Below are 26,959 nucleotides of genomic sequence, written 5' to 3'. Positions count from 1 at the left end.
GGGCTCGCCTCGAAACTGTCATGTCGTGCCTGAAGAAAATCCAAAAAGGGGCTGCCCATTTTCGGACAGCCCCTCCTGTATTCATCCTATCAATCCCGTAACGGGACCCGTTGCAGACGCAATGCGTTCAACACGACCGAAACGGAGCTGAAGGCCATAGCCGCGCCAGCTACCCATGGTGCGAGGAGTCCGATTGCCGCAATCGGAATGCCGATCGAGTTGTAAGCGAGTGCCCAAAAGAGATTTTGCTTAATATTTCGGACGGTGAGACGACTTAACCGAATTGTGTCGGCGACGCGCAATAGGTCGCCCTGCATGAGCGTGACGTCCGCTGCTTCCATCGCCACAGCCGTCCCTGTCCCCATCGCCATGCCGATATCCGCTACGACGAGTGCAGGCGCGTCGTTAATACCATCTCCAACCATGGCTACCCGTTTTCCTTCCGATTGCAACGAGGCGATCACTTCCGCCTTCCGGTCGGGCAGGACCCCCGCAATGACATGATCGATGCCAGCTGTTTTGGCAATCGCTTTTGCTGTCAGTTCCTGATCCCCTGTCAACATGATGACGTCCATTCCCAGTTCCCGCAGTTCCGCAATTGCCTGTTTCGAAGTTGGCTTCAGCGTATCCGCGACGGCAATTACGGCTGCATGGACGCCATCGACCGCCATATGCATGACCGTTTTCCCTTCATTCTCCAAGGCGTCAATTGCCGCGATAGACTCGTTGAAAGCAATTTCGCGATCTCTAAGCAATTTCCGGGTGCCCATCAGGACCTGAGATCCCTCGACGAAACATTCGATGCCATGCCCTGGTATGGCAGCGAACTGGTCAGCGCCTGGAAGAGTATTGGCTGAAGAAAGCCCGAACGTCGTAATCGCTTTGGCGACGGGATGTTCCGAATCGCTCTCAGCCGCAGCTGCCAGCCCGATGAGTCGATGGCGGTCAAACCCCGCAGCAACCGTAAAATCGGTCACTTCCGGCAACCCCCGCGTGATGGTACCGGTCTTATCCAATACGACCGTATCGACCGCTTTCGTATTCTCCATCGCTTCTGCTGTTTTGAATAAAATCCCTTGTTCTGCCGAACGGCCGGACCCCGCCATAATCGATGTCGGTGTGGCAAGTCCCAAGGCGCATGGGCAGGCGATGACCAGAACGGCGATACTGCTCGTCAACGCTGCCGCAAAATCACCGGGCGAGACGGCGAAATACCAAACTAAAAATGTGACGATGGCGATACCGACAACAATCGGGACAAAAATTCCTGAAATCTGGTCAGCTAACCTCTGAATAGGAGCTTTGGAACCTTGCGCCTCTTCCACAACACGGACGATATTGGAAAGCATCGTATCTTTTCCAATATGTTTCGCGCGGACGCGCAACGAGCCATTAGCATTGACTGTGGCAGCATAGACGGCATCGCCCGCTGTTTTATCGACAGGCAGACTCTCACCAGTCAACATCGATTCATCGACTGCTGATTCCCCGGACAGCACTTCAGCATCTACAGGGATGGATGCCCCTGGCCGGATGACCAGAACATCTCCAACCTGTACATCGGTAATCGGGATTTCTGCCACACCATCCTCCCGTTCAATAACAGCCATTGTCGGCTGGAGCCCAATCAATTTCTCCAAGGCATCCGAAGAGCGGCCCTTCGCCTGTGCTTCAAATAATTTACCTAATAAAATCAAGGTAATCAGGACGGCGCTCGTTTCAAAGTACAATCCATGATCCGATCCGCTTAGTACGAGATAGACCGAATAAAAGTACGCGGCCGATGTGCCGAGCGCAACGAGGACATCCATATTGGCGCTCCCGTTTTTCAATGAAAAATAAGAACCCTTGTAAAACGTCCAACCGATCCAGAACTGGACAGGCGTCGCCAGAGCCCATTGCATATATGGATTCATAAGCCAGTGGGGGACGTACATCCAGGAAGTGAACGAGAAATGGGAGAACATCGTCCACAAAAGCGGGAAAGATAGGATTGCCGAAATGATGAACAAACGCTTTTTATGACGAATCTCCACTTGCCGATGATCTTCCGTTCCCTCCCGTTGTTCACTTTTCAATTCTGCGTCATATCCGAGCTTCCGGATTTTTTCAATGAAATCTTCCGGGCGCAATAGGGAAGGGTCATACATCACTTTCCCGGTTTCCAAGGCAAGATTGACCGTCGCGGATTGTACCCCTTCCATGCGGGCCAACCCTTTTTCGATCCGGGATGAGCAAGCGGCGCACGTCATTCCGGTGATCTTGAAATCGGCTTCCTCTTTGACGACATCATAGCCAAGCGCTTGGATCTTCTCTTGGATGGCTTGCAGATCGACATGCTCATCATCATACGACACGACTGCTTTTTCAGTTGCGAAGTTGACGTTGGCGGCTACAACGCCATCCATTCGTTGCAACCCTTTTTCCACCCGGTTGGCGCAAGCGGCACACGTCATGCCTGTAATCGCGATATCCCTTTTGGTTTCGCTCATTCGAATTCACCCTTTGTACCCCGTGAGGGTATATAGTTTTGAAAAAAGAACTGCGGTTCATAGCCGCAGTTTAGTTGACGACGTCATAGCCTTGTTCTTCAATGGTTTCTGTGATCTGCTTTAATTCCACTTGGCTGTTGTTGAACTCGACTGCCACTTTACCAGTTTCTAAATCGACCAACACACGCTCGACGCCCTTTAAGCTTCCGACACTTTCTTCAATCGCTTTTACACAATGTCCGCAAGACATGCCTTTCACTTGAATCATTTCTTTTACTGCCATGATCAGTACCTCCTTATTTTCGCATCAGTTTTGTAATCGTAATTAACAGCTCATCTAAGATCTCTTCGTCATTTTCAGCAAGCCTATCTTTGACACAGCCTTTCAAATGCCCCTCTAGCAATACTTTTGCCACGCTGTTGAGCGCGGATTGGGTGGCGGATAATTGGGTAATAATATCATCACAATAGACGTCTTTCTCGACCATTCCTTTAATGCCGCGAATCTGACCTTCAATTCGATTTAATCGGTGAATCAAATTCGTCTTCACGCTATCGGGGTGATGGCTTTTTCGGCAAGAGGTCCCTTGGAACTCCTCTAATTCTTCTACTTTCATGCCTTCCTCCAAATTCCTGCCCCCTTTCTGTTTCATTTCTACCATACCCCCTATCGGTACATTTTGTAAAGAAAAATAAACCCGAATGTATAAACGATTTACAAAAGGGCAATATTTTGTAACATAAATGAAAGATTCAAATTTAGGGAGGAGTGGTATGATAAGAGTGACAGTGTATTGGAATAATTTAGATGCCGCAGGATGGACTTTTGTCTAGGTGGTACTGATTTTCATTATCAATTAAGGAACTTTTCTTAGCTTATTGCGTACTATCATTATAGAAAGGTCGAGGTGGAATAGATGGCAAAAGAAGTGGACTTGAAAATGATCATTTCCAACTTGGCGAAGTTGGGTGTTTCGGCAACAATGACGAAATCCCGTCTAGAAATGCTGAAAGCCCTCGCACCGCCTGCACAAGACCCGCAAATTCAATCACAATGAAGTGAACGCTAAGAAAACGATGCCGTTTCCTTGGCGTTTTTTTTGAAGGAGTCAAAGCATATGACTGGTCAACTGGCCCGGACGAAAAAAATTGCTGTCGGCACTTTACAGACGACCGCGATTCTGTATCTGTTCCTTCTGACTCTCTCCATCGTCTTCACCGTTTTTTTCAGCAAAGAGGAAACCCCGCCGTTTTTCGCAAACAACCAATACAAACTGATGACGGTGAATAATGAACATGTAATTGGCAAGGCCACCGCGGACGGCCGTTTCGACGTGCTGTTGACGGATGTGAGGGGCTATCGCCAAGGCAGGGGAGCAACATATATCGCAGGGGGAGCAGATGAATTTCTCGTCATCGACGAAACCTCCGGAACGTTCCGCTTGAAGAAAATACAGGATGCGACCCCGGAGGAAGCGGAAGAGCTGGCCAAAATCTCTGTATGGAAACCGGAGGATGAATAAAAGGACTGCCGACTGGCTTGGAGGCCAGAGCAGTCCTTTTTAGTCATCTTCATCCGAGCTGAACATATACGTGCGATGATGGAACTTCATGCTGAACACGAGACCGATAGCGAGCATATTCCCCATGAGAGAACTTCCGCCGTAGCTGATAAACGGAAGGGGGATTCCGGTAATTGGCAACAACTGAATCGTCATGCCGATATTTTCGATAACGTGAAAAGTGATCATAGCGATAATTCCCGCGCAAATATACGTACTGAATGGGTCTTTTAATTCCAGCGTAATTTTCGTCAAATGGTAAATGAGGAAGAAATACATACAAATGACGAGACTGGCACCGACGAATCCCCAATCTTCCCCGATCGTCGTGAAGATGAAGTCGGTATGGCTTTCCGCTACATACACTTCACGGCCTTGGAACCCTTTCCCGAAAATTTCTCCGGATCCAATCGCATTCAGAGATGTAATGAGATGGCGTCCTTCATTGGACGAATACGAATAAGGGTCGAGCCAGGAATAGATCCTCTGGAACTGGTATGGCTTGAATCCGAATCCGGCAAGAAAATTCTGCGCATACATCGCCATCCAAAGGAGGGTGGCGCCTATGCTAGCTGTACCGACAAATAGCGGTAACAAAATGCGCCACGTAATTCCTCCGACGATGAGGAGGGCGACGGTGATGGCCAGGAATACCAGCGCCGTCCCTAAATCCGGCTGTAGTAAAATGAACGTCAGCGGAATAAGGAGCACGACTCCGATCTTTCCGAGTAAATAAAAATCAGTCTTAATCGACTTCTCTACAAATTTCTCATGATGTTTAGTGATCATCCGTGCCATGCCGATAATAAAGAAAGTTTTCATGAACTCCGCAGGCTGGATACTCCCGATGCCCGGTAGATGGAACCAGCTTTTGGCACCGTTTCGCCTCGAAACAAGTTCCATACTTTCCGGTAAAATATAGAGGATGGCCAATAGAAATATACCGCCCCCATAAATGGCCCAAGCGGCTTTTTTATATTGTTCGGGCTCCAAATACATAGCGAGTGCGATAATCACAGCCCCAACGACATACCATTGGATCTGAGACGGGATGAAGTTCCGATTATACTGTCCCGTCGTTTGAGCGGAGGCAATGGCGATTAAGCTGATTATACCGAATAGCAGCAAGATGAAGGCGAGCGTCCAATCGAAACGCTCCATCGGTTTTTGTTCTGTTCTCATAGGTGTCACCTTTGCCCTTACTAAATTATTGCAGACTTCTATTATACCGGATTCCATACAGCGCTGCCCATGTCAATTGTTTCAAATAAAACTCACCATCCTTAAGGACCTCATTCGTCCTCTTCCGAACTGAACATATAGGTCCGGTGGTGGAATTTCATACTGAAGACCAACCCGATTGCAAGCATATTGCTGAAAAGGGAACTTCCGCCATAGCTGATGAAAGGCAATGGTATACCGGTGATCGGCAACAGCTGGATGTTCATCCCGATATTCTCGAAAACATGGAACGACAACATTGCGATGATTCCTGTGCAAACGTATACGCTAAATGGGTCCCCCCTTAATTCCAAAGCCACTTTCGTCAAATGATAAATTAGGATAAAAAAGAGAGTGATGACGATACTGGATCCGACAAATCCGTATTCTTCACCAATCACGCTGAAGATAAAGTCGGTATGGTTTTCGGGGATATAGACTTCCCGTCCTTGGAACCCTTTCCCCGTCAATTCACCGGAACCGATTGCTGACATCGTCCGAATCAGGTTATACCCTTCATCAGTCGGATAAGAATGCGGATCGATCCACGAATAGATCCGTTCAAAATGATGTGGATAAAAACCGAGCTTTGTCATGAAGTCTTGAGCGTACAACGCCATCCACAACAGGCTTGTTCCTCCGGCGGCTGCCGTCAGAAATAGGGGCAGCAAGATCTTCCAGGAGATCCCGGCCACGATGACGATGGCCGCCGTAATTGCGATGAAGACAAGAGCGGTCCCCAAATCGGGCTGTTTCATAATGAAACCTAATGGTACCAGCAAGATGAGCAGGATTTTTCCGAGCAACAGGAAATCCTGCTGGAGCGTCTTTTTTTGTTTCGAATATCGTTGTTGGTGTTTGGCGACCATATTGGCCATGCCGAGGATAAAAAAAGTTTTGATAAATTCCGAAGGCTGGATCTTTCCGATGATCGGCAACCGTAGCCAGCGTTTCGCCCCATTTTTAATTTCAGCAATTTGCCCATCACCCCCGGGGGCTAGCATAAGGAACAATAAGAGGAAGATTCCGATGCCATAGAGCCACCAGGAAAGTCTCTTATATTGTTCGGGCTCCAAAAACATCGTCATGGCGATGATGAATATACTAAGAAAATACCAGCGGATTTGCAGTGCGACATAATTGATGCCGTATTGACCGGATGTTTGCGCCGACCCGATGGCGAAAAAACTGACGATCGAGAATAATAATAAAATAAAGGCCAGCGTCCAATCGAATTTATCCGCCGGCCTATTTGTAAGTTTCATTTCAATCCACCTAACAGTCTAGTAGTATTCACATATTTTAGTATAACGCAACGGGAGCGTGGATGCATATGTACCTATTGGACGAAGGGGATTGGATGAAGTTTCCTCATTTCTTCCACAATTTGTGGCGACAGGTGATTGATTCCAAACCTTTCAGGAAACTTCGTAGTAGGCGCAGACATATTTTATTCATGAGAGGGTCGACTTCATGGTAAAGTAAAGGAATGAAAACTAACGGACAGTGAGGGGAACCAATATGAAGAAGAAGTTAGGATTGGTCTACGGAGGGAAGTCGGCGGAACATGAAGTTTCGTTATCGACAGCGCGAGCCGTGACGAATGCGGTCAATCTTGAAAAATATGAAGTGATTCCAATTTATATTACGTATGAGGGTGAATGGCGCAAAGGCAAGCCGCTGACTCAACCTGCCCAAACGATTGAAGAATTGCGGCTCGAGGGAGAAGGGGATAGCAAGCCGGATAATATCCAAAGCTTCCTGAACGGAGAAGGCATTCCGGATATCATCTTCCCCCTTCTTCACGGAACGAATGGAGAAGATGGAACGGTCCAGGGGCTATTCGAAGTGATGAATTTGCCGTATGTCGGAAACGGGGTTCTTGCTTCGTCAGCTGGTATGGACAAAGTCGTCATGAAGCAATTATTCGCACAAGCCGGATTGGCGCAAGTGCCGTATGTCCATTTTATCCGCAGCGATTGGAAAAAAGGGAAAGAACGGTTGCTGGATGAGATGGAACAGGAGTTGAGTTGGCCGATGTTCGTCAAGCCTGCAAATCTCGGTTCCAGTGTCGGCATCAGCAAAGCGGAAGACCGTCAAGGATTGATGGATGCGGTGGAATTGGCATTGAAATTCGACCGGAAAATCATCGTCGAACAAGGCGTAAGCGCGCGCGAGATCGAAATGAGTGTCCTTGGCAATGATGAACCTGCCTGTTCTGTAGCCGGGGAAATCAAGCCAGTAGCCGCTTTCTACGATTACGAAGCAAAATATCAAGATACAAGCACTGAGCTCGTCATTCCAGCAGACATTCCGGAAGATGTGGCAGAGACGATGAAAGACATGGCGATCCGCTCATATAAAGTGCTGGACTGCGCCGGACTCGTACGGGCCGACTTTTTCGTCACTGCTGCAAATGAAGTGCTCATCAACGAAGTGAACACGATGCCGGGCTTTACACCGACGAGCATGTTCCCATTGCTCTGGCAAAAAACGGGTGTCTCCTATCCCGAATTGATTGACAAACTGATCGAACTGGCCTTGGAACGGCATGCAGAAAAACAAACATTACAATATACAATGGATTGAGCGTGGTAAGGAATGAAACGACAATTGAACGAACTGGCCGCTTGGCTGAATACAGATGGCCAACATATTGAGAATGTACTCGTGACAGGGGTTTCCATCGATTCACGATCTGTGACAGAAGGTGATCTGTTCATCCCGTTCCGCGGCGAACGTGTCAACGGCCACCAGTACGTACAACAAGCGGTGGAGCAAGGGGCTGCCGCATCACTTTGGTTGCGGGATGAGCCAAATCCTCCGGCAGATGTTCCTCTTTTATTTGTCGAAGATGCAGAGTTGGCCCTGCAACAGCTCGCCCGGGCGTACCGGGAGGAACTGGACTGCATCGTGCTCGGCATCACCGGATCGAATGGAAAAACGTCGACCAAGGACTTGATCGCCAGTGTCCTTGCGCCTTACTTCAACGTGCGCAAGACGGAAGGCAATTTCAATAATGAGCTTGGTTTGCCATTGACCATTCTTTCATTGGAGGAAGAGACGGCAGTGGCTGTATTGGAAATGGGGATGAGCGGCTTCGGCGAAATTTCGTTTTTATCGGATCTTGCCCGACCTCATTACACGGTTATTACAAATATCGGGGAAGCGCATATGCAGGACCTCGGTTCACGGGCTGGCATCGCCAAGGCCAAGTTTGAAATTATCGATGGCCTGCAAGAAGGAGGCAAATTATTCTTCGATGGTGATGAGCCTTTATTGCAAGAGCTCGTTGTGCGGCAGGAAGGATTGGACGCCGTGTCATTCGGCTTTTCTCCTGGCGCTGCGTTGACAGCAGCCGAAATCGAATCGACGGATGAGGGGAGCCGTTTTACAACGGCCGGATTATTGGAAGGGGACTTCACAATCCCGGTCTATGGTGCACACCAAGTGAAAAACGCACTTGCTGCCATCTTGATTGCGAATGAACTCGGGGTTTCAAAAGAGGCGATTCGGGCTTCCTTGCAAAACAGTGTGCTCACCGCAATGCGCATGCAGCCGATTGTTGCAGACAACGGTGCGTTATTCATCAATGATGCGTATAATGCAGCGCCAACTTCGATGCGGGCGGCTTTGCGGTTCATGGCAGAGTCTAGTTTGCGGACAGAGAAATGGCTCGTGCTCGGCGACATGCTCGAACTAGGAGAGGAAGAGAAGCGATATCACGAAGAACTCGCGGATGATATCGTGACATTGGAGTTGAGCGGAGTCTTGCTATTCGGTCCCCGGATGAAATGGCTGTACGACGAACTGCAACGTCGTGGTTTCACACAGAAGCTGCATTGGTCGGAGCAGGCGTATGAACCGTTGATTGCCGAACTTGCCGAATATACAAGTGAACACTCCATTGTTTTATTAAAAGGATCGAGAGGGATGGCGCTCGAAAACATTTTGGAAGAGTGGAAACAGAGGCAATGAAAACGGGTGTTTTGTTGATCCACGGCTTTACGGGCGGACCTTTTGAAGTCCGTCCGTTCGTGGATTTTTTACAGGAAAAGACCGATTGGGCCATCGCCGTGCCGACGCTCCCGGGACACGGCGTGAAATTGGAGTTGGAAAAAGGATCGGCCGCCTCGTGGTTGATGGAAGCGGAAACCGCGTTTCGTAAGTTGCAAAAAGAAGTCGACCGGGTCATGGTAGTCGGTTTCTCAATGGGCGGTTTAATTGCCCTCTACCTTGCCCTTCGCTATAAGACCGACAGAGTAGTCCTGCTGAGTGCTGCCGCCAAATATATCAGCCCCCGCATTTTACTGGATGATATTCGCGCCATGCTGGCGGAATCAATTACGAAAAAACACACCCCGAATACGTTTTATCATTTGTACAACTACAAATTAACCAACACCCCGATCCAAGCGACCATCGAATTTCTACGTGTCGTCAAAACGGTGGAGCCATATTACGACCTCATCCAGACGCCGGTGTGCATCGTCCAAGGTAAAAAAGACGGCATCGTCCCGTTCGCTTCCGCGGAACATCTATATAAATCCCTCGGTTCCACGGAAAAGGTGCTTATCCAATCCGAAATGGGAAAACACCATATTTGCTACAGCGATGATTGCCACAACTGGTTCGAGGAAGTTCTTGCTTTTATGGAGAAATGAATAGCGGCAGGCCCGTGGAAGAGGTCCTGCCTGCTCATTTCTCGCCAGCGCTCATACTTCGTGAGGACCGCTCATACTTCCTGTCCGGCGCTCATAAGTCACGAAAATTGCTCATAATTTTTAACCAGGACTCATAATTTCACGCAATCCGTTCATACTTCAATTGAAATAACTCTCGGATCTATGCCAATTTCCCTAGAAAAAAGTGGGCAATAAACTGATTATTACTAATAAAGCTGAATGATTGCATGGCTGGATTGGGCATGATACACTGTAGTGAGCATTGGATACATTTACACGTGACTCTTCAACAGCTGAAGAGTACTTTTTTTTGAATAAGAGGTTTGATCAACCGGAGTAAGTTCCTAAAACAAACGTGTTGACCGAACCGCTCGGCAAAAGACCGGGCTTTCCTTTTCAACGATACCATCTTTGGAAGAACGCTTCCCTAGAGATGCCAAAATATCGGAAAACGTTCTTTTCCAGGCTCTAATTTGCCGCGCTTTCATTTGAAAATGTAACCAATTGTCAAATGAAAAAATAAAAGGAGATTGAGAAGTTTGACAAATTTTTCAGAGTTAAATATTAGTGAATCAACCCAAAATTCACTTAAGCGAATGGGTTTTGAAGAAGCCACCCCAATTCAGGAAGGTACAATCACGTTTGGTATGGAAGGCCGCGATATCATTGGTCAAGCCCAAACAGGTACGGGGAAAACAGCTGCTTTCGGAATTCCGATTATTGAAAAAATTGATACGAGCAATCCAGCAGTACAGGCACTTGTCATTGCACCTACACGTGAATTAGCCATCCAAGTTTCGGAAGAAATTTACAAAATCGGCTATGGCAAGCGAGCTCGCATCCTTTCCGTATATGGAGGACAGGAGATCGGACGCCAAATTCGTGCGTTGCGCAATAATCCGCAAATTGTCGTAGGGACACCAGGTCGTATTTTGGACCACATTAACCGTAAAACGTTGAAACTATCCGGAGTCCAAACGCTTGTATTGGATGAAGCGGATGAAATGTTGAACATGGGATTCATTGAAGACATCAATACGATTTTGGCAAGTGTGCCGGAAGAGCGCCAAACGTTACTGTTCTCGGCAACAATGCCTGGACCGATCCGCAAAATCGCGGAAACGTTCATGAAAAACCCGGAAATGGTCAAAATCAAATCAAAAGAGATGACGGTCGAGAACATTGACCAATATTTCGTCAAAGCGCATGAAAGCGAAAAATTCGATGTTTTAACACGTCTATTAAACGTCCACCAACCGGAGTTGGCGATCGTTTTCGGACGGACAAAGCGTCGAGTCGACGAGTTGTCACATGCGTTAAGCATCCGTGGATACTTGGCGGAGGGGATTCATGGCGATTTGACGCAAGCGAAACGGATGTCGGTTCTCCGCCAATTTAAAGAGAATAAAATCGATGTTCTCGTCGCAACGGATGTGGCGGCGCGTGGGCTCGATATTTCAGGCGTCACCCATGTATACAACTTCGATATTCCGCAAGACCCGGAAAGCTATGTACACCGGATCGGTCGGACAGGCCGCGCAGGTAAAAGCGGGATGGCTATTACATTCGTGACTCCTCGTGAAATGGGATACTTGCGAATTGTAGAGGAAACGACGAAAAAACGCATGACACCTCTTCGCCCGCCATCCTCGGATGAGGCTTTGATCGGTCAGCAACGCGTGGCAGTAGCACAGTTGACGGAAGTCATCGAGAAAAACGAATTGAGCGATTACTCCCAGCTGGCAGCAGAATTGCTAGAAAAATTCGATGCCAATGACTTGGTGGCAGCTGCAATCAAATCATTGACACGTGAACCGGACGGTACGCCGGTTTCCATCACGGAAGAGCGTCCGTTGCCGATGCGCCGGACTTCCTCACGAGATCGCGGTGGCTATAAAGGCAATCGCGGCGGAGGCAGCCGTTCATTCGGAGGCGGCCGTGGCCAGGGTGGCGGCGGATCCCGTCGCAGCGGTGGTCGTGACGGCTCGCGTAGAGACGGAAATCGCTCACGTTCCAGTAAATACGATCGGTAATGAATCAATCCAGGCGTGCTATTGGCGCGTCCTGGATTTTTTTGATTCCGGAGGATTAGGAAAAATGAAACATTTTCGGTTACGATACGTATAACTTGTAGGTAGAAGTAGAGGAGGATTCTTATGCGGGCGCAACCAGTCAATCGGATATCGAAAAAAGGGCTTGCGGTCTGGCGTGTCTATGGCATGTTGCAGACGATGCTCATTCTATTAGTGGCGGCCGGGGTCGGCTCGTTAGCATACATATTTGATTGGCCGCCATGGGTCTATGTGATAGCAGGAGTGGTCGTTTTGGTCTTCGCCTATTTAGTCATTTATTTATTTCCGAAAGTGCGGTGGATGCGGTGGCGCTATGAGGTACGGGAATCCGAAATCGAGTTGCAGCATGGGATTTTCATCGTCACGCGTACGTTGATCCCGATGGTGCGCGTCCAGCATGTCGATACGTCGCAAGGACCGATTCTGCGTAAATACGGCTTGTCGGTCATCACCATTTCCACGGCTGCTACAAATCATTCCATCCCGGCGCTATTGATGGAAGAGGCGGATGAGTTGCGGAGCCGGATTTCCGTGTTAGCAAGGGTGGCGGAAGATGATGTCTGAGAACCGTTACAAATTACATTGGGTGGCAGCGGTCATCGAGGCGTTGAAAATGATGAAGGAAATGATATTCCCATTTCTTTTCTTGGTTGTAGCAAACGGGTGGCGAGTGCCTGCCGGAGGGAAATGGTATGAATATTGGTCTTTTATTCTCTTTGGCGTCATTGTCCTCTTTTTTCTAATAAGTGGAATCATTAAGTGGAAGCGGTTTGTCTACTGGTTTGAGGAGAGCGAGTTGCGGATCGAGTCGGGCTTGTTCGTCAAGAAGAAGCGGTATATTCCTTTCGATCGGATTCAAAGTTTGGACTATACGGAAGGGATTTTCCACCGCCCGTTCCAGCTCGTTAAGGTGAGGGTGGAGACGGCCGGCAGCTCCTCGCTAACGAAAGCGGAGGCGGAGTTGACGGCGATTACAAAAGAAGCCGCCAACCGGATTGAAAAAGAAATGGCGCAAGCGAAGCAAAGAAGGCAGGTACCTCCTGTTCCAGCAGATGGTCTATTGGAATTGGATGATTGGACGGAGGAGTCGGTGGCGACAGCTCCTGTTTCGAAGAGAATCTTCACGATATCCACCGATGAGCTGTTATTGTTGGCTACTACATCTGGGGGGATCGGAGTCATTTTGTCCGGTGTCGCCATCTTTCTATCGCAGTTTTCTGATTTAATCCCTTTTGACTGGATGTTTGAGGAGTTCTCTGCATTTATCAAATTCGGATTCCTCATTGTCGCTATCACGCTATTCCTCGGGTTGCTTCTTGTCTGGATTTTATCCGTATTCGTGACGTTATTGTCCCATTATGGCTTTACCGTGGCGCTGGAAGGCGAGGATATGGTCATTACGAGAGGGCTTTTAGAAAAGAAGAGGATTACCGTGCCGCTCAAACGAGTCCAAAGTGTCAGTGTCATTGAAAATCCGCTTCGTCAATTATTCGGTTATGCGACAGTTGCCATCCATAGTGCTGGGGGTGCGGTGGAAGGTTCCAAAATCACCTTGTTCCCGTTAATCAAGAAAAAAGAAATTTGGGAGCCGCTGCATGAAATTTTTCCGGAGTTGAATTTCAGTGAACCCGCCCATCAATTGCCATTACGGGGAAGGCCCTTCTATTACCGGATAGACTTTCTTTGGGTGCTGCCGGTTATTGGGGCGATTACATATTTCTTCTTCCCCTATGGTCTCATTTCGCTGGCTCTCATCCCGATTATCATCGTGCTCGGCATGTGGCAGCATCGATCAGCCGCCTATGACCTCTTCGGCCATCAGTTGACAATGCGCTTCAGGGGCATTAGCCTGCAAACGGCGTTTGTCATGAAGAAACGTATTCAATCCATGGACATGAAACAAAGTTATTTTCACCGGCGGAAACAGGTGGCGACGGTCGTGGCCACTGCCAAGTCGGGAATGGGCACTCATCAGCTTCATGTGCATCACATGGATCAAGCAGAAGCCGAACGCATCCTCTCTTGGTATGAAAAAGGAACAACGGCGGAACAGGCGATGGAATAAAGTCTATACAAAAAGGCCGGCATGACGCCGGCCTCCTTTATTTGACGCGATGTATTTTCTTTTTCCTCCAGCTGACGATGCGCTTCGGATGGAAGTAACTAAGTCCGATTAAAAAGCCGACGATGAAACCGGTAATATGGGCAACGATATTAATATTTGGCTGGAGAAATGTCATAATCAAGCTGATGATAATGATCGGCATCATGATTTGCCGTAACTGTGGAAAGGCATTTTTCGTGTAATAGACGAGTGCACCGAATGCACCAAATAGACCGAAAATCGCACCGCTCGCCCCGACGCTGATGGTCATCGGGTCTTTCAAGAAAAATGTGGCGATATTGCCGAATAGGCCGGACAGCGTATAAATGGTGAGAAACCGAAGTTTCCCTGCAAATCTCTCCAATTCAGGTCCGAAAATGAATAGCGAAAACATATTAAATAACAGGTGCATCAGCCCCCAGTGGAGGAACATTGGAGTAACCAAACGCCACCACTCGCCTTCCGCGATCAAATAGTTGGCGCCGGCCCCACTAAATAAGATGGGTTTTCCGACAAAAGGAAGCATCGTCGCAAGATGGATGGCGATATTAATAGCCAACAACACGGTGACGACCGGATAAAGTCGGATATATTGTGCAAAGCTCTCTGTACGAATAAACATATTTTCACCTCAATCTGTCCTCTCATTATACAGATAATCTATGCAGGAAGGAAAGGAGGTAACTCTTAAAATGATTGCAGGAATTGGACTCGATATCGTGGAATTAAATAGAATCGCCCAAATGGATGCGAGGTCGGATAAATTCCGAAAGCGAATTTTGGTTGCAGAAGAAATGGTCTCCTATGAATCTCTCGCGTCCCATAGGCGGATTGAGTTTTTGGCTGGCCGTTTTGCGGCGAAAGAAGCTTTCGCCAAAGCGATGGGAACGGGGATCGGGGCGGCATGCCGATTTGAGGATATCGCCGTTTTATCCGATACGAAAGGAAAGCCGGTCCTTTATTTCCGAGGGGAGCCGGCCAACGGGTTGGTGTCCATCACCCATACCCAAACGGTGGCGGCTGCGCAAGTGGTCCTCCTTGAAACACCTTGAGTTTCCGGCTTAGACTGGCCCGTTGTTGGCGGGATCGTCTGAAAAATTAACAGAGACAAGTTTTGAAACGTCTCGCATAAATGCTCATCCAATCTCATAAGATGACCTACCCGATTGAAATGAGAAAGGATGAACTGTAATGCGTAGCCGATTAGTTGCTTTTTTGTTAGTTGTCATCATGGTACTCCTTGCGGCATGTGGATCTCCATCGAAAGAGGATGTCATGAAGAAGCTAAGTGGGAAGTGGAGTGATACGAAAGGATATGATCTGCAAGCGACAATGGAAATCAAAACAGGGTCGGAACCGCGTTTGTACGATGTCAGTGTCTGGCATACGAAGCCTGATTTTTATCGGGTCAATGTGACGCAAGAGGGTAGCGAAGATTCCCAGATGATCGTGCGCAACGAGGAAGGGGTTTTCGTCATTACTCCTTCTCTAGGCAAGACTTACAAATTCCAGAGCGATTGGCCAGCCCAGAATAGCCAAGCATATTTAATCGGCGCCTTGTCCGATGATATTAAGGCGGATAAAAATGCGATCATGACCGAGAAAGACAAAACGTATATCTTCGAAACCGCAACTCGGAATAACCATAAGAAAGTGTTGCCGACCCAACAGATTCATATTGATAAAAAGACATTACTTCCGAAACATGTGTCTATCTTGGATGAGAATAAAGAAGAGAAGATCCGCATCACGTTTAAAAAAATTTCGCTAGGTATGGAGCGGAAGCCGGCCGATTATGCGGTGGAAATGGAAAAGTCGGGTACGGAATCGCCACCGGCTGAAAAAGAAAGTATGGCCCTATCAACCTATCTTCCTTCAGTCGAGTGGGAGGGTGTATCGTTAGTCGACGAAGAGGTAATACAAACTGAAAATGGAATCCGATCTTTCATGACATATGGCGGAACGAAAGAGTTCATCATCGTTCAAGAACCGGCTTCGAAACCGGAAAGCACATTACCGGTTTCCGTTGAGGGGGATCCCGTCGATCTCGGATTCACAGTGGCTGCCCTGACTGAAAAGTCGATCAGTTGGGAAAGCGATGGCGTTTCGTTCTTCATTGCGTCCGATATGCTGACGCAGGCTGAACTAATTGAGGTCGCCGCCTCCATGCAGCCGGAAGCAATGAAATAAAATGGATTGACGAAGGAAGGTTGGGGAATAATAATAGGGCTATTACACAAATTTGAGGGATGCTCATGGGAAACCCTATTCATTATCGCCCGACAAAAGCGATTGTCGATCTCCAGGCGATTCAGCACAATCTTAAAAACTTACAAAAGCATTTAGGTCCGAACGTTTCTATCATTGCGGTTGCAAAGGCGAACGGATATGGCCATGGCGCCGTCGAAGTAGCGAAGACCGCTTTAGCGAGTGGTGCGGCACTCGTTGCCGTCGCCACTCCGGATGAAGCGGTTCAGCTGCGGGAAGCAGGTATCATGGGAGATATCCTTGTTCTGGGGCCGTCTCCGCTTCAATTTGCCGACAGGGCAGCTGCCCTGGGTATTACGGTGACTGTGTCTAGCACGGAATGGTTGCGTTCGGTAGTGGAAGGGAGACCTTCCCCTTCATTTCAAAAAAAGTTGAAGGTTCATGTGAAAATTGATACGGGAATGGGTAGAATCGGGATACGGGATGCGGGCGACCTGTCAGCATTGATTCAGATGATTGATAATTCGGGCGACGTGGAACTGGATGGAGTTTTTACGCATTTTGCCCGGGCGGATGAGGAGGATCCGCGCCATACGGAAAAACAGTTCAAGGTATTCATGGACTTGGTCAACCGATTTCCCGCAAAGCCTCGTCTTGTACACGCCGCCAATAGTGCAGCGGCGTTGCTTTACCCTGAATATGCGCTGGACGCGGTCCGGTTCGGCGTCAGTATGTATGGCCTGCCGCCATCTGCTTATGTGGCGGAGAGACTCCCTTTCCGGTTGGAAAAGACTATTCAGCTCATAACGGAACTCTCGCATGTGAAGATGATGGAAAAAGGGAATCCGATCAGTTATGGCGGAACATACGAAACGGCTGGAGATGAATGGATCGGGACGCTTCCGATCGGCTACGCGGACGGTCTGCGCCGAAGCTTGCAAGGCCAGGACGTCCTGGTAGGCGGCCAGAGGGCACCGATTGTCGGGACGATCTGCATGGATCAATGTATGGTAAGGCTCCCGCGTGAATTTCCAATCGGTGAACCGGTCGTGCTGATTGGAACGCAAGGAGACGAAGAAATCACAATGGAAGAGTGGGCACAACGACTCGATACAATCCCATACGAAATTATGGTGTCCTTCAAGGAAAGGATCCCACGGATATACGCAACGAAAAATGGACAACGTGTATAATACTCGCGCTTTCGACAAAACCTCCAGTTAATTTGCAGAAACCTGTCAGTAAAATTCTTTCTATGTCTTCTCATTGTCGATGTTCAATGGTAAGATGGAATTGTATAGAAAAGAGGGAACGGGTTTGTCGGAGGTGCTGACGTTGCGAGCTAATAAAAACATGAAGGAAGTCATTGTTAAGATTCCGAAACGGATGCTGAATGAAAATGAACATACGGTCGTCCATCAGGAGCCGGAACGCGGTGATTTCGTTTATATTTCGACAAGGCGATATGTGTCAGACTATGAAGCGGATACGATCCGAGAAGAAATGATAAAAGGCTATGTCGAAATGTCGCAAATTAATCTGAAAATTGCCGCGGAATGCTTGCATGTTGAGTTTGAAGCCCAGCATACGGTGGAACGTCTCGTAAGCGGAGGATGAAGAGTTGGCAATTAAACGTGGAGACGTCTTTTTTGCAGATCTGTCGCCTGTTGTCGGTTCTGAACAGGGAGGGACGAGGCCGGTCCTAGTCATTCAAAATGACATAGGAAACCGGTTCAGTCCGACAGTGATCATTGCGGCTATCACTGCGCAAATCCAAAAAGCGAAATTGCCTACACATGTTGAAATCGATGCGGCGCGTTACGGATTCGAGCGGGATTCGGTAATTCTGCTCGAACAGGTCCGCACGATCGACAAGTCGAGGCTGACTGATAAAATTACACAGCTAGATGATCATTTGATGGAAAAGGTCGATGAAGCGTTGGAAATAAGCTTTGGCCTCGTCAAATTTTGAGCATACATATTAAAAAACGTGATGGAGCTTGACTTCATCGCGTTTTTTGTTTGTACGAAGGAAAAAACGTGTCTTCCTCATCGTTTTTCGATACAATTGAATTACAACGACTATGTCAGTTGAAGGAGGCAATCCGTTACAATATGAATATGCAGATGATCAATGGAATTCGAGAAAACATGGACGAGATTATAGAAAGATGGCAAGAAGTGATGAAAGATGAAAAAGGAGAACGTTTTTTCCACTTCATGCCGACAGATTTGATAGATAAAACAAGCAAAGAATTTGCAGAGTTGATGACTTCGAACATTGCGGAAGGAGATACAATCAATTCCGAGAAACTGGCGAACTTCACAGAAAAAGTGGTCCGCTTCGGATGGTCCATCAAGTTTGTCAATAAGGCAATTGATAATTTTATGACGATCACTTTCAAGATTTTAGAGAACCACCAGGTGATCGGGAACACCAATATGCGTGATTATATCCGGCTCTTCCTGAACTGGATCACGCCGCTTCGTGAAAGCATGATCGAAGCCTATTCCACGGAGTGGGAGCGGACGGTCAGTTTGCAGCGGATTGCATTGCAGGAACTTTCCGCATCACTCATTCCTGTATTTGAAAAAATATCGGTCATGCCGCTCGTCGGTACGATTGACACGGAGCGGGCCAAGCTGATCATGGAAAATTTGTTGGAAGGTGTTGTAAAACAGCGGGCAGAAGTGGTCCTTCTGGATATTACGGGTGTTCCTGTTGTAGATACAATGGTTGCACACCATATTATCCAAGCAGCAGATGCCGTTCGGCTTGTTGGGGCGAAATGCATGCTAGTCGGAATCAGACCGGAAATTGCTCAAACGATTGTGACTCTGGGCATCAATCTCAACGAATTTACAACAACTAGCACACTACAGCGTGGGATGCAGGAGGCTCTGGCACTGACAAACCGAAGCATAGTGGAGGTTGAAGAATCATGAATATGCGCATACCGATTTTGAAGCTTGACGATACACTCATCGTGTCCATCCAGTGGGAATTGGACGATCAGAAGGCATTGCAATTTCAAGAGGATCTATTAGTGAAGTTATATGAAACATCCGCAAGGGGAGTAGTCATTGACCTAACCCCGATTGACTTTATCGATTCATTTATCGCCAAAGTGCTGGGCGATGTCATTAGTATGTCCGGCCTGATGGGGGCAAAAGTAGTCATTACGGGTATACAACCTGCCGTTGCTATTACGCTAATCGAGCTCGGTATTCGTTTAGAGGAGGTCATGACTGCGCTTGACCTTGAAAACGGGTTGAAAAAACTTCAAAAAGAACTGGAGGCCTGAGCATGAATTACCGGTCTTCTGTGGATATATACACGGAATGGGATATTGTTGCTGCGCGACAGTTAGGCCGGAAAGAAGCGAAGCAAATTGGTTTCGGTACAGTCGATCAGGCGCGCATTACAACGGCCATAAGTGAATTGGCAAGAAATATTTATCTTTATGCGGGGAAAGGCAAAATTGAAATTGAAAGGTTGGCCACTGGCGGTTCGACGGGAATGCTCATTATCGCATCCGATGAAGGACCGGGAATTCCAGATGTCCGCAAAGTGATGGAAGATGGGTTTTCCACTTCCGGAGGCCTTGGGGCCGGGATGCCTGGCGTCAAGAGATTGATGGATGAATTCAAAGTGGAAACGGAACCTGGCGTGGGAACAGTGATTACTGCAACCAAATGGCTCCGTTAAGGAGATGAACAGGGATGCCCAAAGAGGTGGGAAAACAATATAGAGCCCTCTTGAAGCAATACATAGATAATCAAAGCGAAGAGGGCCTATACTTTGGTCAACAGTTTAGCAGGCAGTTTATAGAGAAGAATATTGCTCCGGAGGAAGTCATCAGCATGCACAAGACGGGAGTGGCCGAATTATTTCCCGATCTTCCGACAGAATTGATGCTGACCTACGATTTCCTGATTGAAATGATGATCCACTATGGATTAGCCTTGCAAGAACATCAAAGCCTGATCCGGAAGCAGGAAGAAATTCGAGTGGAGATGAATCTTGCAACGAAAGTCCAAGACACTTTATTGAAAACGAAGATACCCGAAATAAAAGGGTTGGACATCGGCTATTTGACGAAACCGGCCAAGCAAATGAGTGGAGACTATATCTATTTCTTGAATGAGACGGGGAATTCAGCTTGTGTAGCCGTCGCCGATGTGATCGGAAAAGGGATTCCAGCTGCGCTCTGCATGTCGATGGTCAAGTTCGGCATGGACAGTTTACAAAAAGAAAATACGAGTCCGCATCATGTGTTGGATATCGTTAACCGGATAGTTGAAAAAAGTGTGGATGAGTCGATGTTCATTTCCATGTTTTATGGAAAATATAATGCCGATCTCTCCACTTTTTCGTATGCGTCTGCAGGGCACGAGCCGGCTCTTTTATTTAAAGCTTCCAATAGAACGTTTGTGGAGCTGGATGCAAAAGGGCTTCTTCTCGGTGTTCAACCAAATGTCGTTTACGAAGAGAGGTCCGTGGAGTTGGAGAAGGGCGACTTTATCGTTATCATGACGGACGGCGTGACAGAAGTCCGGACCGAGGATGGGTTTATTGATCAAACAGAGATCGAAGCCATGATAGAGGAAGTGAGCGAAGATTCTGCTCAGGAGATTGCGAATTCCCTATATGACAAGCTTGCGAGTCTGCAAAACTTTATCCTGCATGATGATTTTACGATTGTTATATTTAAAAAAACGGATGACGTTTAAATTAGGATGGATAGGGTAAATAACTCACTAGCGCGTTTTCTATGCGTGCAAATCAATACAGAGAGTATGGGGTGTGGATATGACTTTACAAGTTGAGTTGCTAGAAAATAATAGTGTTCATTGCTTTAAGATTGTCGGAGAGATTGATGCATTTACGGCACCGATGTTAAGGGAGCGTCTTGCATCCGTGGAAGTGACCGAAGGGATGCAAACAGAGTTGGATTTATCTGAAGTGGATTATATGGATAGTACGGGTCTCGGTGTGTTTGTCGGTTTCTATAAAACCGTCAAATCGAATGGGGGCCACATGAAAATTACAGGTGTCAATGCCCGCTTGAAAAGGCTTTTTGATATAACAGGCTTAGTGGAAGTGATGGACATCGTAGAAGAAAGTGGGGACCAAGATGCAACCGTATGATTATATTGAAATTCGTGTTCCTGCGAAGGCGCAATACGTGGGTGTTGCCCGTTTAACAATCTCTGGTCTCGCAAGCCGTCTCGGATTTACATACGACGAAATCGAGGATTTGAAAATCGCCTCCAGTGAAGCAATTACGAACGCTGTCCAGCATGCGTATGAAGAAGGCGAAGAAGGTGAAGTGGTCGTCGGTTGTGCCCTTTACGAAGACCGGATAGAAATCATGGTGGCAGACCATGGAAAAAGCTTTGACTTTGATGAAATGAAAAAACATATCGGCCCCTATGGCGAGCAGGAAGAAGTGCAATTTCTCCGGGAAGGTGGGTTAGGCCTTTATTTGATGGAAACGCTAATGGATAGCGTACAGATCCATCAGAAAGAAGGTGTGACGGTCTTCATGACCAAATATCTCGGTAGAGAGCGAGGGGAAGAGGATGTCGAGAGAACAATCTCCTCGTGAAACAGGAACAAAGGATCAGGTGCTCCAGTGGATCAAAGAGTTCCAAGAAAACAATGACGAAGAGGCGCAGACGAATCTCGTCCTGCATTACGAGCGTCTGGTGCACTCGATAGCGCGGAAATATTCGAGCGGAAAACCGTATTATGAAGACATCGTGCAAGTCGGGATGCTTGGATTACTTGGAGCGATCCGTCGATATGACCCCGAATTCGGGAAAAGTTTTGAAGCGTTTGCCGTCCCCACCATCATCGGAGAAATTAAACGGTTTTTGCGAGACAAAACATGGGCTGTCCATGTGCCGCGACGTATCAAGGAGTTGGGGCCGCGTATCAAAGCGACAGTTGAAACATTGACAACAGAACTGCAACGTTCGCCGTTGGTCAGCGAGATTGCAGAGCATTTGGAGGTCGATGAAGAATCAGTCCTCGAAGCCATGGAGATGGGACGAAGCTATCAAGCTTTATCTATGGATCATACATTGGAGGCCGATTCGGAAGGTGGCACGGTGACTCTTTTCGATATAATCGGCTCAACGGACGGCGAGTACGAAAAAACGGATCAGCGCCTGATCGTTTCCAATGCGCTCAATGTCTTGTCAGAACGGGAAAGGCAAATCATTCAATATACATATATTGAACAGTTAAGCCAGAAAGAGACGGGAGAACGCCTCGGCATTTCCCAAATGCACGTTTCCAGACTCCAGCGCAAAGCGATTAAAAAACTACAGGAAGCCATATTGTCGGTTGGTGGTGCATCATAGTGGAGATATTTGTCAACGAACATGTTGAAGCCTATATATATCAACAAGCAAAAAATGGAAATCAAATATCTGGTGATGCCTATTTCGTACACTCGGAGAATGACTATTTCATCTGTGCAATTGCGGATGGGTTGGGCAATGGGCCGATTGCCAATCAATCGGCTCAAGTCATTCCCGATATTTTAAAAGAGTTTCATCATGAGACAGTCGATGAGTTATTAATGCGTTGTAATCTGAAAATGATGCACAAACGCGGAGCGGCAGTTGCGATTGTGAAAGTGGACTTCACAACGAAAACAGTACAGTACAGTTGCGTGGGAAATGTACGGTTCTACATATTGCAGGACCAAGTGAACATGGTTTACCCTCTGCCGGTCATGGGGTATCTGTCCGGAAAGCCGCAAAAGCTGAAAATGCATCAATGTAAGTATCAGACTGGCGATTTGTTTTTTCTTCATTCAGACGGGGTTGTTTTAAAAAGTCCCAAATCTTGTTTGAAAAACAGCAAAGAGCCTTATAAGCTTTCCCAAAATGTCATCCCGACGATTAACCACAACGATGATGCCACTTTTATAGCGGGACGCCTGCTTCTTTAACTAATGGAGCAGGTTTTTTTGTGTTCTCCTATATTGCTGTAAACAGTTTTCATACGCAAGTTTAACAGCACCTATGTTAAAATAATTGCATTGAAGGAAGGGTGATGGGATTGACGAAGCATGTAGCGAAAGCAACAGCCAAAAGGGCAGGCATTCGCCTGAGCCAAGTGGAAAAAGTGATTGCATTACTGGAGGAAGGGAATACCGTTCCGTTCATTGCCCGCTATCGTAAAGAGGAAACGGGTTCTTTGGATGAAGTCCAAATTAAAGAAGTGGAAGACTCCTACCAGTATATAAAAGCACTTGAACAACGGAAAGAAGAAGTCATTCGCTTGATCGAGGAGCAGGGCAAGCTGGATGACGAGTTGAAGAAGGCGATCGAGATAGCGACCGTTCTTCAACGTATTGAAGATTTATATCGTCCTTTTAAACAAAAAAGACGGACCCGGGCGATGGCAGCGATTGAGAAAGGATTAGAGCCGCTTGCGGAATCTTTGCTGTCCTTTTCTACCGAGTCTCCGGAAAAATTGGCCGAGCCTTTTCTAAATGAGGAGAAAGGCATTTCGACTGTGGTAGAAGCGTTGGCGGGAGCACGTGACATCATCGCCGAGCGGGTGGCAGATGACGCTGCTATTCGGGACAAAGTGCGGGAGCGTGCTTGGGCCAATGGTACAATTGTTTCGGCAGTGCGCAAAGAGGCAGTTGACGAACGGAATGTCTTTGAAAACTATTATGAATATGAAGAACCGTTGAAAAAGATTGTGCCTCATCGCGTTCTCGCTTTAAATCGAGGAGAGAAAGAAGAAGTGCTTCGGGTCTCGATCTCTTTCCCATCTGAACAAATTTTGGGAGTTCTTGAACACCAGGTCATCCGCAAGCCCGGCTCTCCTGCTACTGAACAAGTGAAGGAAGCGGTGGGAGATGCTTTTAAAAGGTTGATTGCTCCATCGGTGGAACGAGAAATCCGTGCAACTTTGACCGAAAAGGCGGAAGAACAGGCCATTCATGTGTTTTCAGAAAACCTGAAAAGCCTTCTATTGCAACCTCCGTTAAAAGGGAGATTCGTGCTTGGAGTGGACCCGGCATTCCGGACAGGCTGCAAACTAGCAGTTGTGGACGAAACAGGGAAATTGCTCGAAATCGGTGTCATCTACCCGCATCCGCCAAAGCCTGACAAGGAAAAGTCGAAACAGACTATCCTGGCATTACTGGAAAAGTACCCGATTACATTGATTGCTATCGGAAATGGCACGGCTTCGCGCGAGACGGAATTATTTATTGCAGACTGCATTCAAGAAGCCTCATCTCCGGTATCCTATGTGATTGTCAATGAAGCGGGAGCGAGTGTGTATTCAGCTTCTGTCCAAGCGAGGGAAGAGTTCCCAACGCTACAAGTGGAGCAACGAAGCGCTGTTTCCATTGCACGCAGATTGCAAGATCCGCTATCGGAACTCGTGAAAATAGATCCAGGATCAGTAGGGGTGGGCCAATACCAGCATGATGTCTCCAAAAAACGATTGGCGGAGTCTCTATCATTCGTGGTGGAAACAGCGGTCAACCGGGTGGGAGTCAATGTGAATACAGCGTCTTCGTCCCTATTGCAATATGTGGCGGGATTGTCAAAGACAGTTGCGGAAAACATAGTGAAAGCCCGGGAAGAAAATGGTCTGTTTACAAAACGGGGCCAATTAAAAAAAGTGCCACGGCTAGGGGCGAAAACATATGAGCAGGCAATTGGATTCCTCCGGGTTCCGGAAGCGGCCGATCCGTTCGACTCTACAGGTATACATCCCGAAAGTTACGACTTGGCCGAACAGGTATTAAAAGAGGCAGGAGTCGACAAACATTCTATCGGCAAAAAAGAGACGGCTGAATTACTGGCGGTAATCGATAGCAAAGCATTAGCGGAAAAGCTCGGAGTCGGAGAGGTGACATTAAAAGATATTCTCGAAATACTGCAACGGCCGAATCGGGATCCGCGAGAAGATTATCCGCAACCATTGTTAAAAGCGAATGTGTTGGATATGGATGATCTAGCCAAAGGGATGGAGATGCAGGGAACTGTCCGGAACGTAGTCGACTTCGGTGCGTTTGTCGATATCGGAGTAAAAGAAGACGGACTCGTCCATATTTCCAAAATGAAAAAAGGCTACGTCAAACACCCGCTGGACGTTGTTTCATCTGGTGATATCGTAACCGTTTGGGTAGATGGGGTAGATAAGGAAAAGGGAAGGATTTCATTAACCATGCTGCCTCCGGTGTCAAAAGAGGGATAATCTTATGCAAATGACAGAAGAAAAGCTGCAAAACCTGATTGAAACCATTTCAATGGATGTGTTCCACAAACCGTTCCGTCACGTCGCCCGAATCAATGGGCGGCTTCGGACGACGGGAGGACGATACAAACTGTCCGACCACTCCATCGAAATTAACCCGCTCGTATGGGAAATGCACGGAGAGGAAGAATTGATAGGTGTTATTAAACACGAGCTCTGCCACTATCACCTTCATATAGAAGGAAGAGGATATCGGCACGGAGATCAGGATTTTCGGGAACTGATGAAAAAGACAGACTCTCCCCGCTACTGCAAAGCATTGGCCGAGCCGAGAAGAAGACAGTCGACACTCCATTTCTACAAATGCACCAATTGCCATCTCTCTTATAGAAGGAAACGAAGAATGGATCCAAAGAAGTACCGGTGTGGCAAGTGCGCGGGAGCTATTATCGAAGTGCCTTCGATTCAATAAGTGGGATAAAGACAGGTGGCTGCTAAATTTGTGGGCGCGTCCAGTTGTGTGAAGCGCCCGTTGAATAGAGAAAATAGTATTGTGGCTATTGTTCTTATCAGCGATTTGAGGGCGTTTTCGCTAAGATATAAAAAAAGTTTATAAAAACAGTTGACGAATTGAACAACACTGTCTATAATAGAAAAAGTCGGTTAGGAACAACGTTGTTCCCGAGACACCAATCAATTATATGGCCCCTTGGTCAAGCGGTTAAGACACCGCCCTTTCACGGCGGTAACACGGGTTCGAATCCCGTAGGGGTCATCTCTTCTTATGAAAATAGAAGGACAGAAGTTTCTGTTCGATGCAAACTTATTGGGGTATAGCCAAGCGGTAAGGCAACGGACTTTGACTCCGTCATTCGTTGGTTCGAATCCAGCTACCCCAGCCAAGTTTTTTTAGCCGCTTCGCGGATAAAAAAACTTTGCGAAAGACCCGAAGGGTTTTGAGCAAAACACAAACTAGGCTAAAGTAATCGGATAAGAATGATCATGAACTATGAAGAATAATTAATTTCAATACCTATAATAGCAACGAGCCATTAGCTCAGTCGGTAGAGCATCTGACTTTTAATCAGAGGGTCGCAGGTTCGAATCCTGCATGGCTCACCACTTTATTAAAAAGTTGTTGACATTCTCTGTGAGGGTGGTATACTAGAGTAGTCGCTAAAATAACGACGCGGTAGTGGCGGAATGGCAGACGCGCTAGGTTGAGGGCCTAGTGGGGGTTAACCCCGTGGAGGTTCAAGTCCTCTTTACCGCACCAAAACTTTGAAACTTAGGGGCGCCCGTAGCTCAATTGGATAGAGCGTCTGACTACGGATCAGAAGGTTATGGGTTCGACTCCTGTCGGGCGCGCCA

General features: G+C 47.5%; 29 protein-coding genes and 5 tRNA genes. 28 read left to right on the top strand and 6 right to left on the bottom strand.

Going from position 1 to position 26,959, the window contains the following annotated elements; genetic code table 11:
- Positions 1-89: 89 nt before the first annotated feature.
- The 3 genes from AB1K83_RS16110 to AB1K83_RS16100 all read right to left on the bottom strand — a co-directional run bounded on the left by AB1K83_RS16110 (position 90) and on the right by AB1K83_RS16100 (position 3,109).
- Positions 90-2,492 carry a heavy metal translocating P-type ATPase gene (locus tag AB1K83_RS16110; RefSeq protein ID WP_413059238.1) on the bottom strand — a complete coding sequence of 801 codons (2,403 nt, stop codon included), beginning with the start codon at positions 2,490-2,492 and terminating at the stop codon, positions 90-92.
- Between the two features lie 70 nt (positions 2,493-2,562).
- Entirely contained in the window at positions 2,563-2,775 is a 213-nt protein-coding gene (gene copZ, locus AB1K83_RS16105; protein WP_413059237.1) for a copper chaperone CopZ, read from the bottom strand.
- 13 nt (positions 2,776-2,788) lie between these two features.
- Complete coding sequence (locus AB1K83_RS16100) at positions 2,789-3,109, bottom strand: metal-sensitive transcriptional regulator (protein WP_413059283.1); 321 nt, start codon at positions 3,107-3,109, stop codon at positions 2,789-2,791.
- Positions 3,110-3,409: 300 nt separating this feature from the next.
- Between AB1K83_RS16100 and AB1K83_RS16095 the strand changes: the two genes are divergently transcribed.
- Both AB1K83_RS16095 and AB1K83_RS16090 read left to right on the top strand, forming a co-directional pair.
- Entirely contained in the window at positions 3,410-3,550 is a 141-nt protein-coding gene (locus tag AB1K83_RS16095) for an Lmo0850 family protein (protein WP_413059236.1), read from the top strand.
- A 60-nt stretch (positions 3,551-3,610) separates the two neighbouring features.
- Complete coding sequence (locus AB1K83_RS16090; RefSeq protein ID WP_413059235.1) at positions 3,611-4,015, top strand: hypothetical protein; 405 nt, start codon at positions 3,611-3,613, stop codon at positions 4,013-4,015.
- Between the two features lie 39 nt (positions 4,016-4,054).
- Here the strand turns inward: AB1K83_RS16090 and AB1K83_RS16085 are convergent, their stop codons facing one another.
- A complete protein-coding gene (locus tag AB1K83_RS16085) occupies positions 4,055-5,236 on the bottom strand; it encodes an FtsW/RodA/SpoVE family cell cycle protein (RefSeq protein WP_413059234.1) in 1,182 nt (393 codons plus the stop codon).
- Positions 5,237-5,346: 110 nt separating this feature from the next.
- Complete coding sequence (locus tag AB1K83_RS16080) at positions 5,347-6,540, bottom strand: FtsW/RodA/SpoVE family cell cycle protein (RefSeq protein WP_413059233.1); 1,194 nt, start codon at positions 6,538-6,540, stop codon at positions 5,347-5,349.
- Positions 6,541-6,796: 256 nt separating this feature from the next.
- Here AB1K83_RS16080 and AB1K83_RS16075 point away from each other — a divergent pair, with 256 nt between their 5' ends.
- The 6 genes from AB1K83_RS16075 to AB1K83_RS16050 all read left to right on the top strand — a co-directional run bounded on the left by AB1K83_RS16075 (position 6,797) and on the right by AB1K83_RS16050 (position 14,097).
- A complete protein-coding gene (locus tag AB1K83_RS16075) occupies positions 6,797-7,864 on the top strand; it encodes a D-alanine--D-alanine ligase (RefSeq protein WP_413059232.1) in 1,068 nt (355 codons plus the stop codon).
- A gap of 12 nt (positions 7,865-7,876) precedes the next feature.
- Positions 7,877-9,253, top strand: a complete 1,377-nt coding sequence (locus tag AB1K83_RS16070) for a UDP-N-acetylmuramoyl-tripeptide--D-alanyl-D-alanine ligase (RefSeq protein ID WP_413059231.1) — start codon at positions 7,877-7,879, stop codon at positions 9,251-9,253.
- Positions 9,250-9,939, top strand: a complete 690-nt coding sequence (locus AB1K83_RS16065; RefSeq protein ID WP_413059230.1) for an alpha/beta hydrolase — start codon at positions 9,250-9,252, stop codon at positions 9,937-9,939. The genes AB1K83_RS16070 and AB1K83_RS16065 overlap by 4 nt, the downstream gene beginning before the upstream one ends.
- 560 nt (positions 9,940-10,499) lie before the next feature.
- The gene (locus tag AB1K83_RS16060; protein ID WP_413059229.1) at positions 10,500-11,993 is read left to right on the top strand and encodes a DEAD/DEAH box helicase; all 1,494 of its coding nucleotides are present in this window, start codon (positions 10,500-10,502) and stop codon (positions 11,991-11,993) included.
- Between the two features lie 123 nt (positions 11,994-12,116).
- Positions 12,117-12,596, top strand: coding sequence for a PH domain-containing protein (locus AB1K83_RS16055; protein WP_413059228.1), 480 nt, complete (start codon positions 12,117-12,119; stop codon positions 12,594-12,596).
- Complete coding sequence (locus tag AB1K83_RS16050; RefSeq protein WP_413059227.1) at positions 12,586-14,097, top strand: PH domain-containing protein; 1,512 nt, start codon at positions 12,586-12,588, stop codon at positions 14,095-14,097. The genes AB1K83_RS16055 and AB1K83_RS16050 overlap by 11 nt, the downstream gene beginning before the upstream one ends.
- 37 nt (positions 14,098-14,134) lie before the next feature.
- On the opposite strand, the gene AB1K83_RS16045 is transcribed toward AB1K83_RS16050, so the two are convergent.
- Positions 14,135-14,758, bottom strand: coding sequence for a rhomboid family intramembrane serine protease (locus tag AB1K83_RS16045; RefSeq protein WP_413059226.1), 624 nt, complete (start codon positions 14,756-14,758; stop codon positions 14,135-14,137).
- Positions 14,759-14,828: 70 nt separating this feature from the next.
- Between AB1K83_RS16045 and acpS the strand changes: the two genes are divergently transcribed.
- From acpS to AB1K83_RS15945, 20 genes are all read left to right on the top strand, one after another.
- Positions 14,829-15,188 (top strand): holo-ACP synthase, encoded by a 360-nt coding sequence (acpS, locus tag AB1K83_RS16040; protein ID WP_413059225.1) that lies wholly within the window; start codon positions 14,829-14,831, stop codon positions 15,186-15,188.
- Positions 15,189-15,327: 139 nt separating this feature from the next.
- Positions 15,328-16,326, top strand: coding sequence for a LolA family protein (locus AB1K83_RS16035; RefSeq protein ID WP_413059224.1), 999 nt, complete (start codon positions 15,328-15,330; stop codon positions 16,324-16,326).
- Between the two features lie 65 nt (positions 16,327-16,391).
- Entirely contained in the window at positions 16,392-17,537 is a 1,146-nt protein-coding gene (gene alr / locus AB1K83_RS16030; protein ID WP_413059223.1) for an alanine racemase, read from the top strand.
- A 133-nt stretch (positions 17,538-17,670) separates the two neighbouring features.
- Entirely contained in the window at positions 17,671-17,961 is a 291-nt protein-coding gene (locus AB1K83_RS16025; protein ID WP_413059282.1) for a transcriptional regulator, read from the top strand.
- 4 nt (positions 17,962-17,965) lie between these two features.
- On the top strand, positions 17,966-18,316 hold the full coding sequence (locus AB1K83_RS16020) for a type II toxin-antitoxin system PemK/MazF family toxin (protein WP_041071628.1): 351 nt from the start codon (positions 17,966-17,968) through the stop codon (positions 18,314-18,316).
- A 143-nt stretch (positions 18,317-18,459) separates the two neighbouring features.
- Positions 18,460-19,290, top strand: a complete 831-nt coding sequence (locus tag AB1K83_RS16015; RefSeq protein WP_413059222.1) for an STAS domain-containing protein — start codon at positions 18,460-18,462, stop codon at positions 19,288-19,290.
- Positions 19,287-19,649, top strand: a complete 363-nt coding sequence (locus tag AB1K83_RS16010) for an STAS domain-containing protein (protein ID WP_413059221.1) — start codon at positions 19,287-19,289, stop codon at positions 19,647-19,649. The genes AB1K83_RS16015 and AB1K83_RS16010 overlap by 4 nt, the downstream gene beginning before the upstream one ends.
- A 2-nt stretch (positions 19,650-19,651) precedes the next feature.
- Positions 19,652-20,053 (top strand): anti-sigma regulatory factor, encoded by a 402-nt coding sequence (locus AB1K83_RS16005; RefSeq protein WP_413059220.1) that lies wholly within the window; start codon positions 19,652-19,654, stop codon positions 20,051-20,053.
- 14 nt (positions 20,054-20,067) lie between these two features.
- Entirely contained in the window at positions 20,068-21,078 is a 1,011-nt protein-coding gene (locus AB1K83_RS16000) for a PP2C family protein-serine/threonine phosphatase (RefSeq protein WP_413059219.1), read from the top strand.
- Positions 21,079-21,157: 79 nt separating this feature from the next.
- On the top strand, positions 21,158-21,496 hold the full coding sequence (locus AB1K83_RS15995; RefSeq protein ID WP_413059218.1) for an anti-sigma factor antagonist: 339 nt from the start codon (positions 21,158-21,160) through the stop codon (positions 21,494-21,496).
- Complete coding sequence (gene rsbW / locus AB1K83_RS15990) at positions 21,483-21,956, top strand: anti-sigma B factor RsbW (protein ID WP_413059217.1); 474 nt, start codon at positions 21,483-21,485, stop codon at positions 21,954-21,956. The genes AB1K83_RS15995 and rsbW overlap by 14 nt, the downstream gene beginning before the upstream one ends.
- The gene (gene sigB, locus AB1K83_RS15985; protein WP_413059216.1) at positions 21,931-22,716 is read left to right on the top strand and encodes an RNA polymerase sigma factor SigB; all 786 of its coding nucleotides are present in this window, start codon (positions 21,931-21,933) and stop codon (positions 22,714-22,716) included. The genes rsbW and sigB overlap by 26 nt, the downstream gene beginning before the upstream one ends.
- Positions 22,716-23,312, top strand: coding sequence for a PP2C family serine/threonine-protein phosphatase (locus AB1K83_RS15980; RefSeq protein ID WP_413059215.1), 597 nt, complete (start codon positions 22,716-22,718; stop codon positions 23,310-23,312). Before sigB ends, AB1K83_RS15980 begins: the two co-directional genes overlap by 1 nt.
- Before the next feature lie 110 nt (positions 23,313-23,422).
- Positions 23,423-25,588 (top strand): Tex family protein, encoded by a 2,166-nt coding sequence (locus AB1K83_RS15975; protein ID WP_413059214.1) that lies wholly within the window; start codon positions 23,423-23,425, stop codon positions 25,586-25,588.
- Between the two features lie 10 nt (positions 25,589-25,598).
- Positions 25,599-26,060 (top strand): SprT family protein, encoded by a 462-nt coding sequence (locus AB1K83_RS15970; RefSeq protein WP_413059281.1) that lies wholly within the window; start codon positions 25,599-25,601, stop codon positions 26,058-26,060.
- A 231-nt stretch (positions 26,061-26,291) separates the two neighbouring features.
- Positions 26,292-26,363: transfer RNA gene (locus AB1K83_RS15965), tRNA-Glu, on the top strand.
- A gap of 52 nt (positions 26,364-26,415) precedes the next feature.
- Positions 26,416-26,490, top strand: a tRNA-Gln gene (locus AB1K83_RS15960).
- 144 nt (positions 26,491-26,634) lie between these two features.
- Positions 26,635-26,710: transfer RNA gene (locus AB1K83_RS15955), tRNA-Lys, on the top strand.
- 67 nt (positions 26,711-26,777) lie between these two features.
- A tRNA-Leu gene (locus AB1K83_RS15950) sits at positions 26,778-26,864 on the top strand.
- A gap of 18 nt (positions 26,865-26,882) precedes the next feature.
- Positions 26,883-26,959: transfer RNA gene (locus AB1K83_RS15945), tRNA-Arg, on the top strand.

The sequence above is a fragment of the Sporosarcina sp. 179-K 3D1 HS genome, from assembly GCF_047228905.1.
Classification (GTDB): domain Bacteria; phylum Bacillota; class Bacilli; order Bacillales_A; family Planococcaceae; genus Sporosarcina.
The sequence above is the reverse complement of the archived record's forward strand: the minus strand, read 5'-3'. Positions and strand labels throughout refer to the sequence as shown.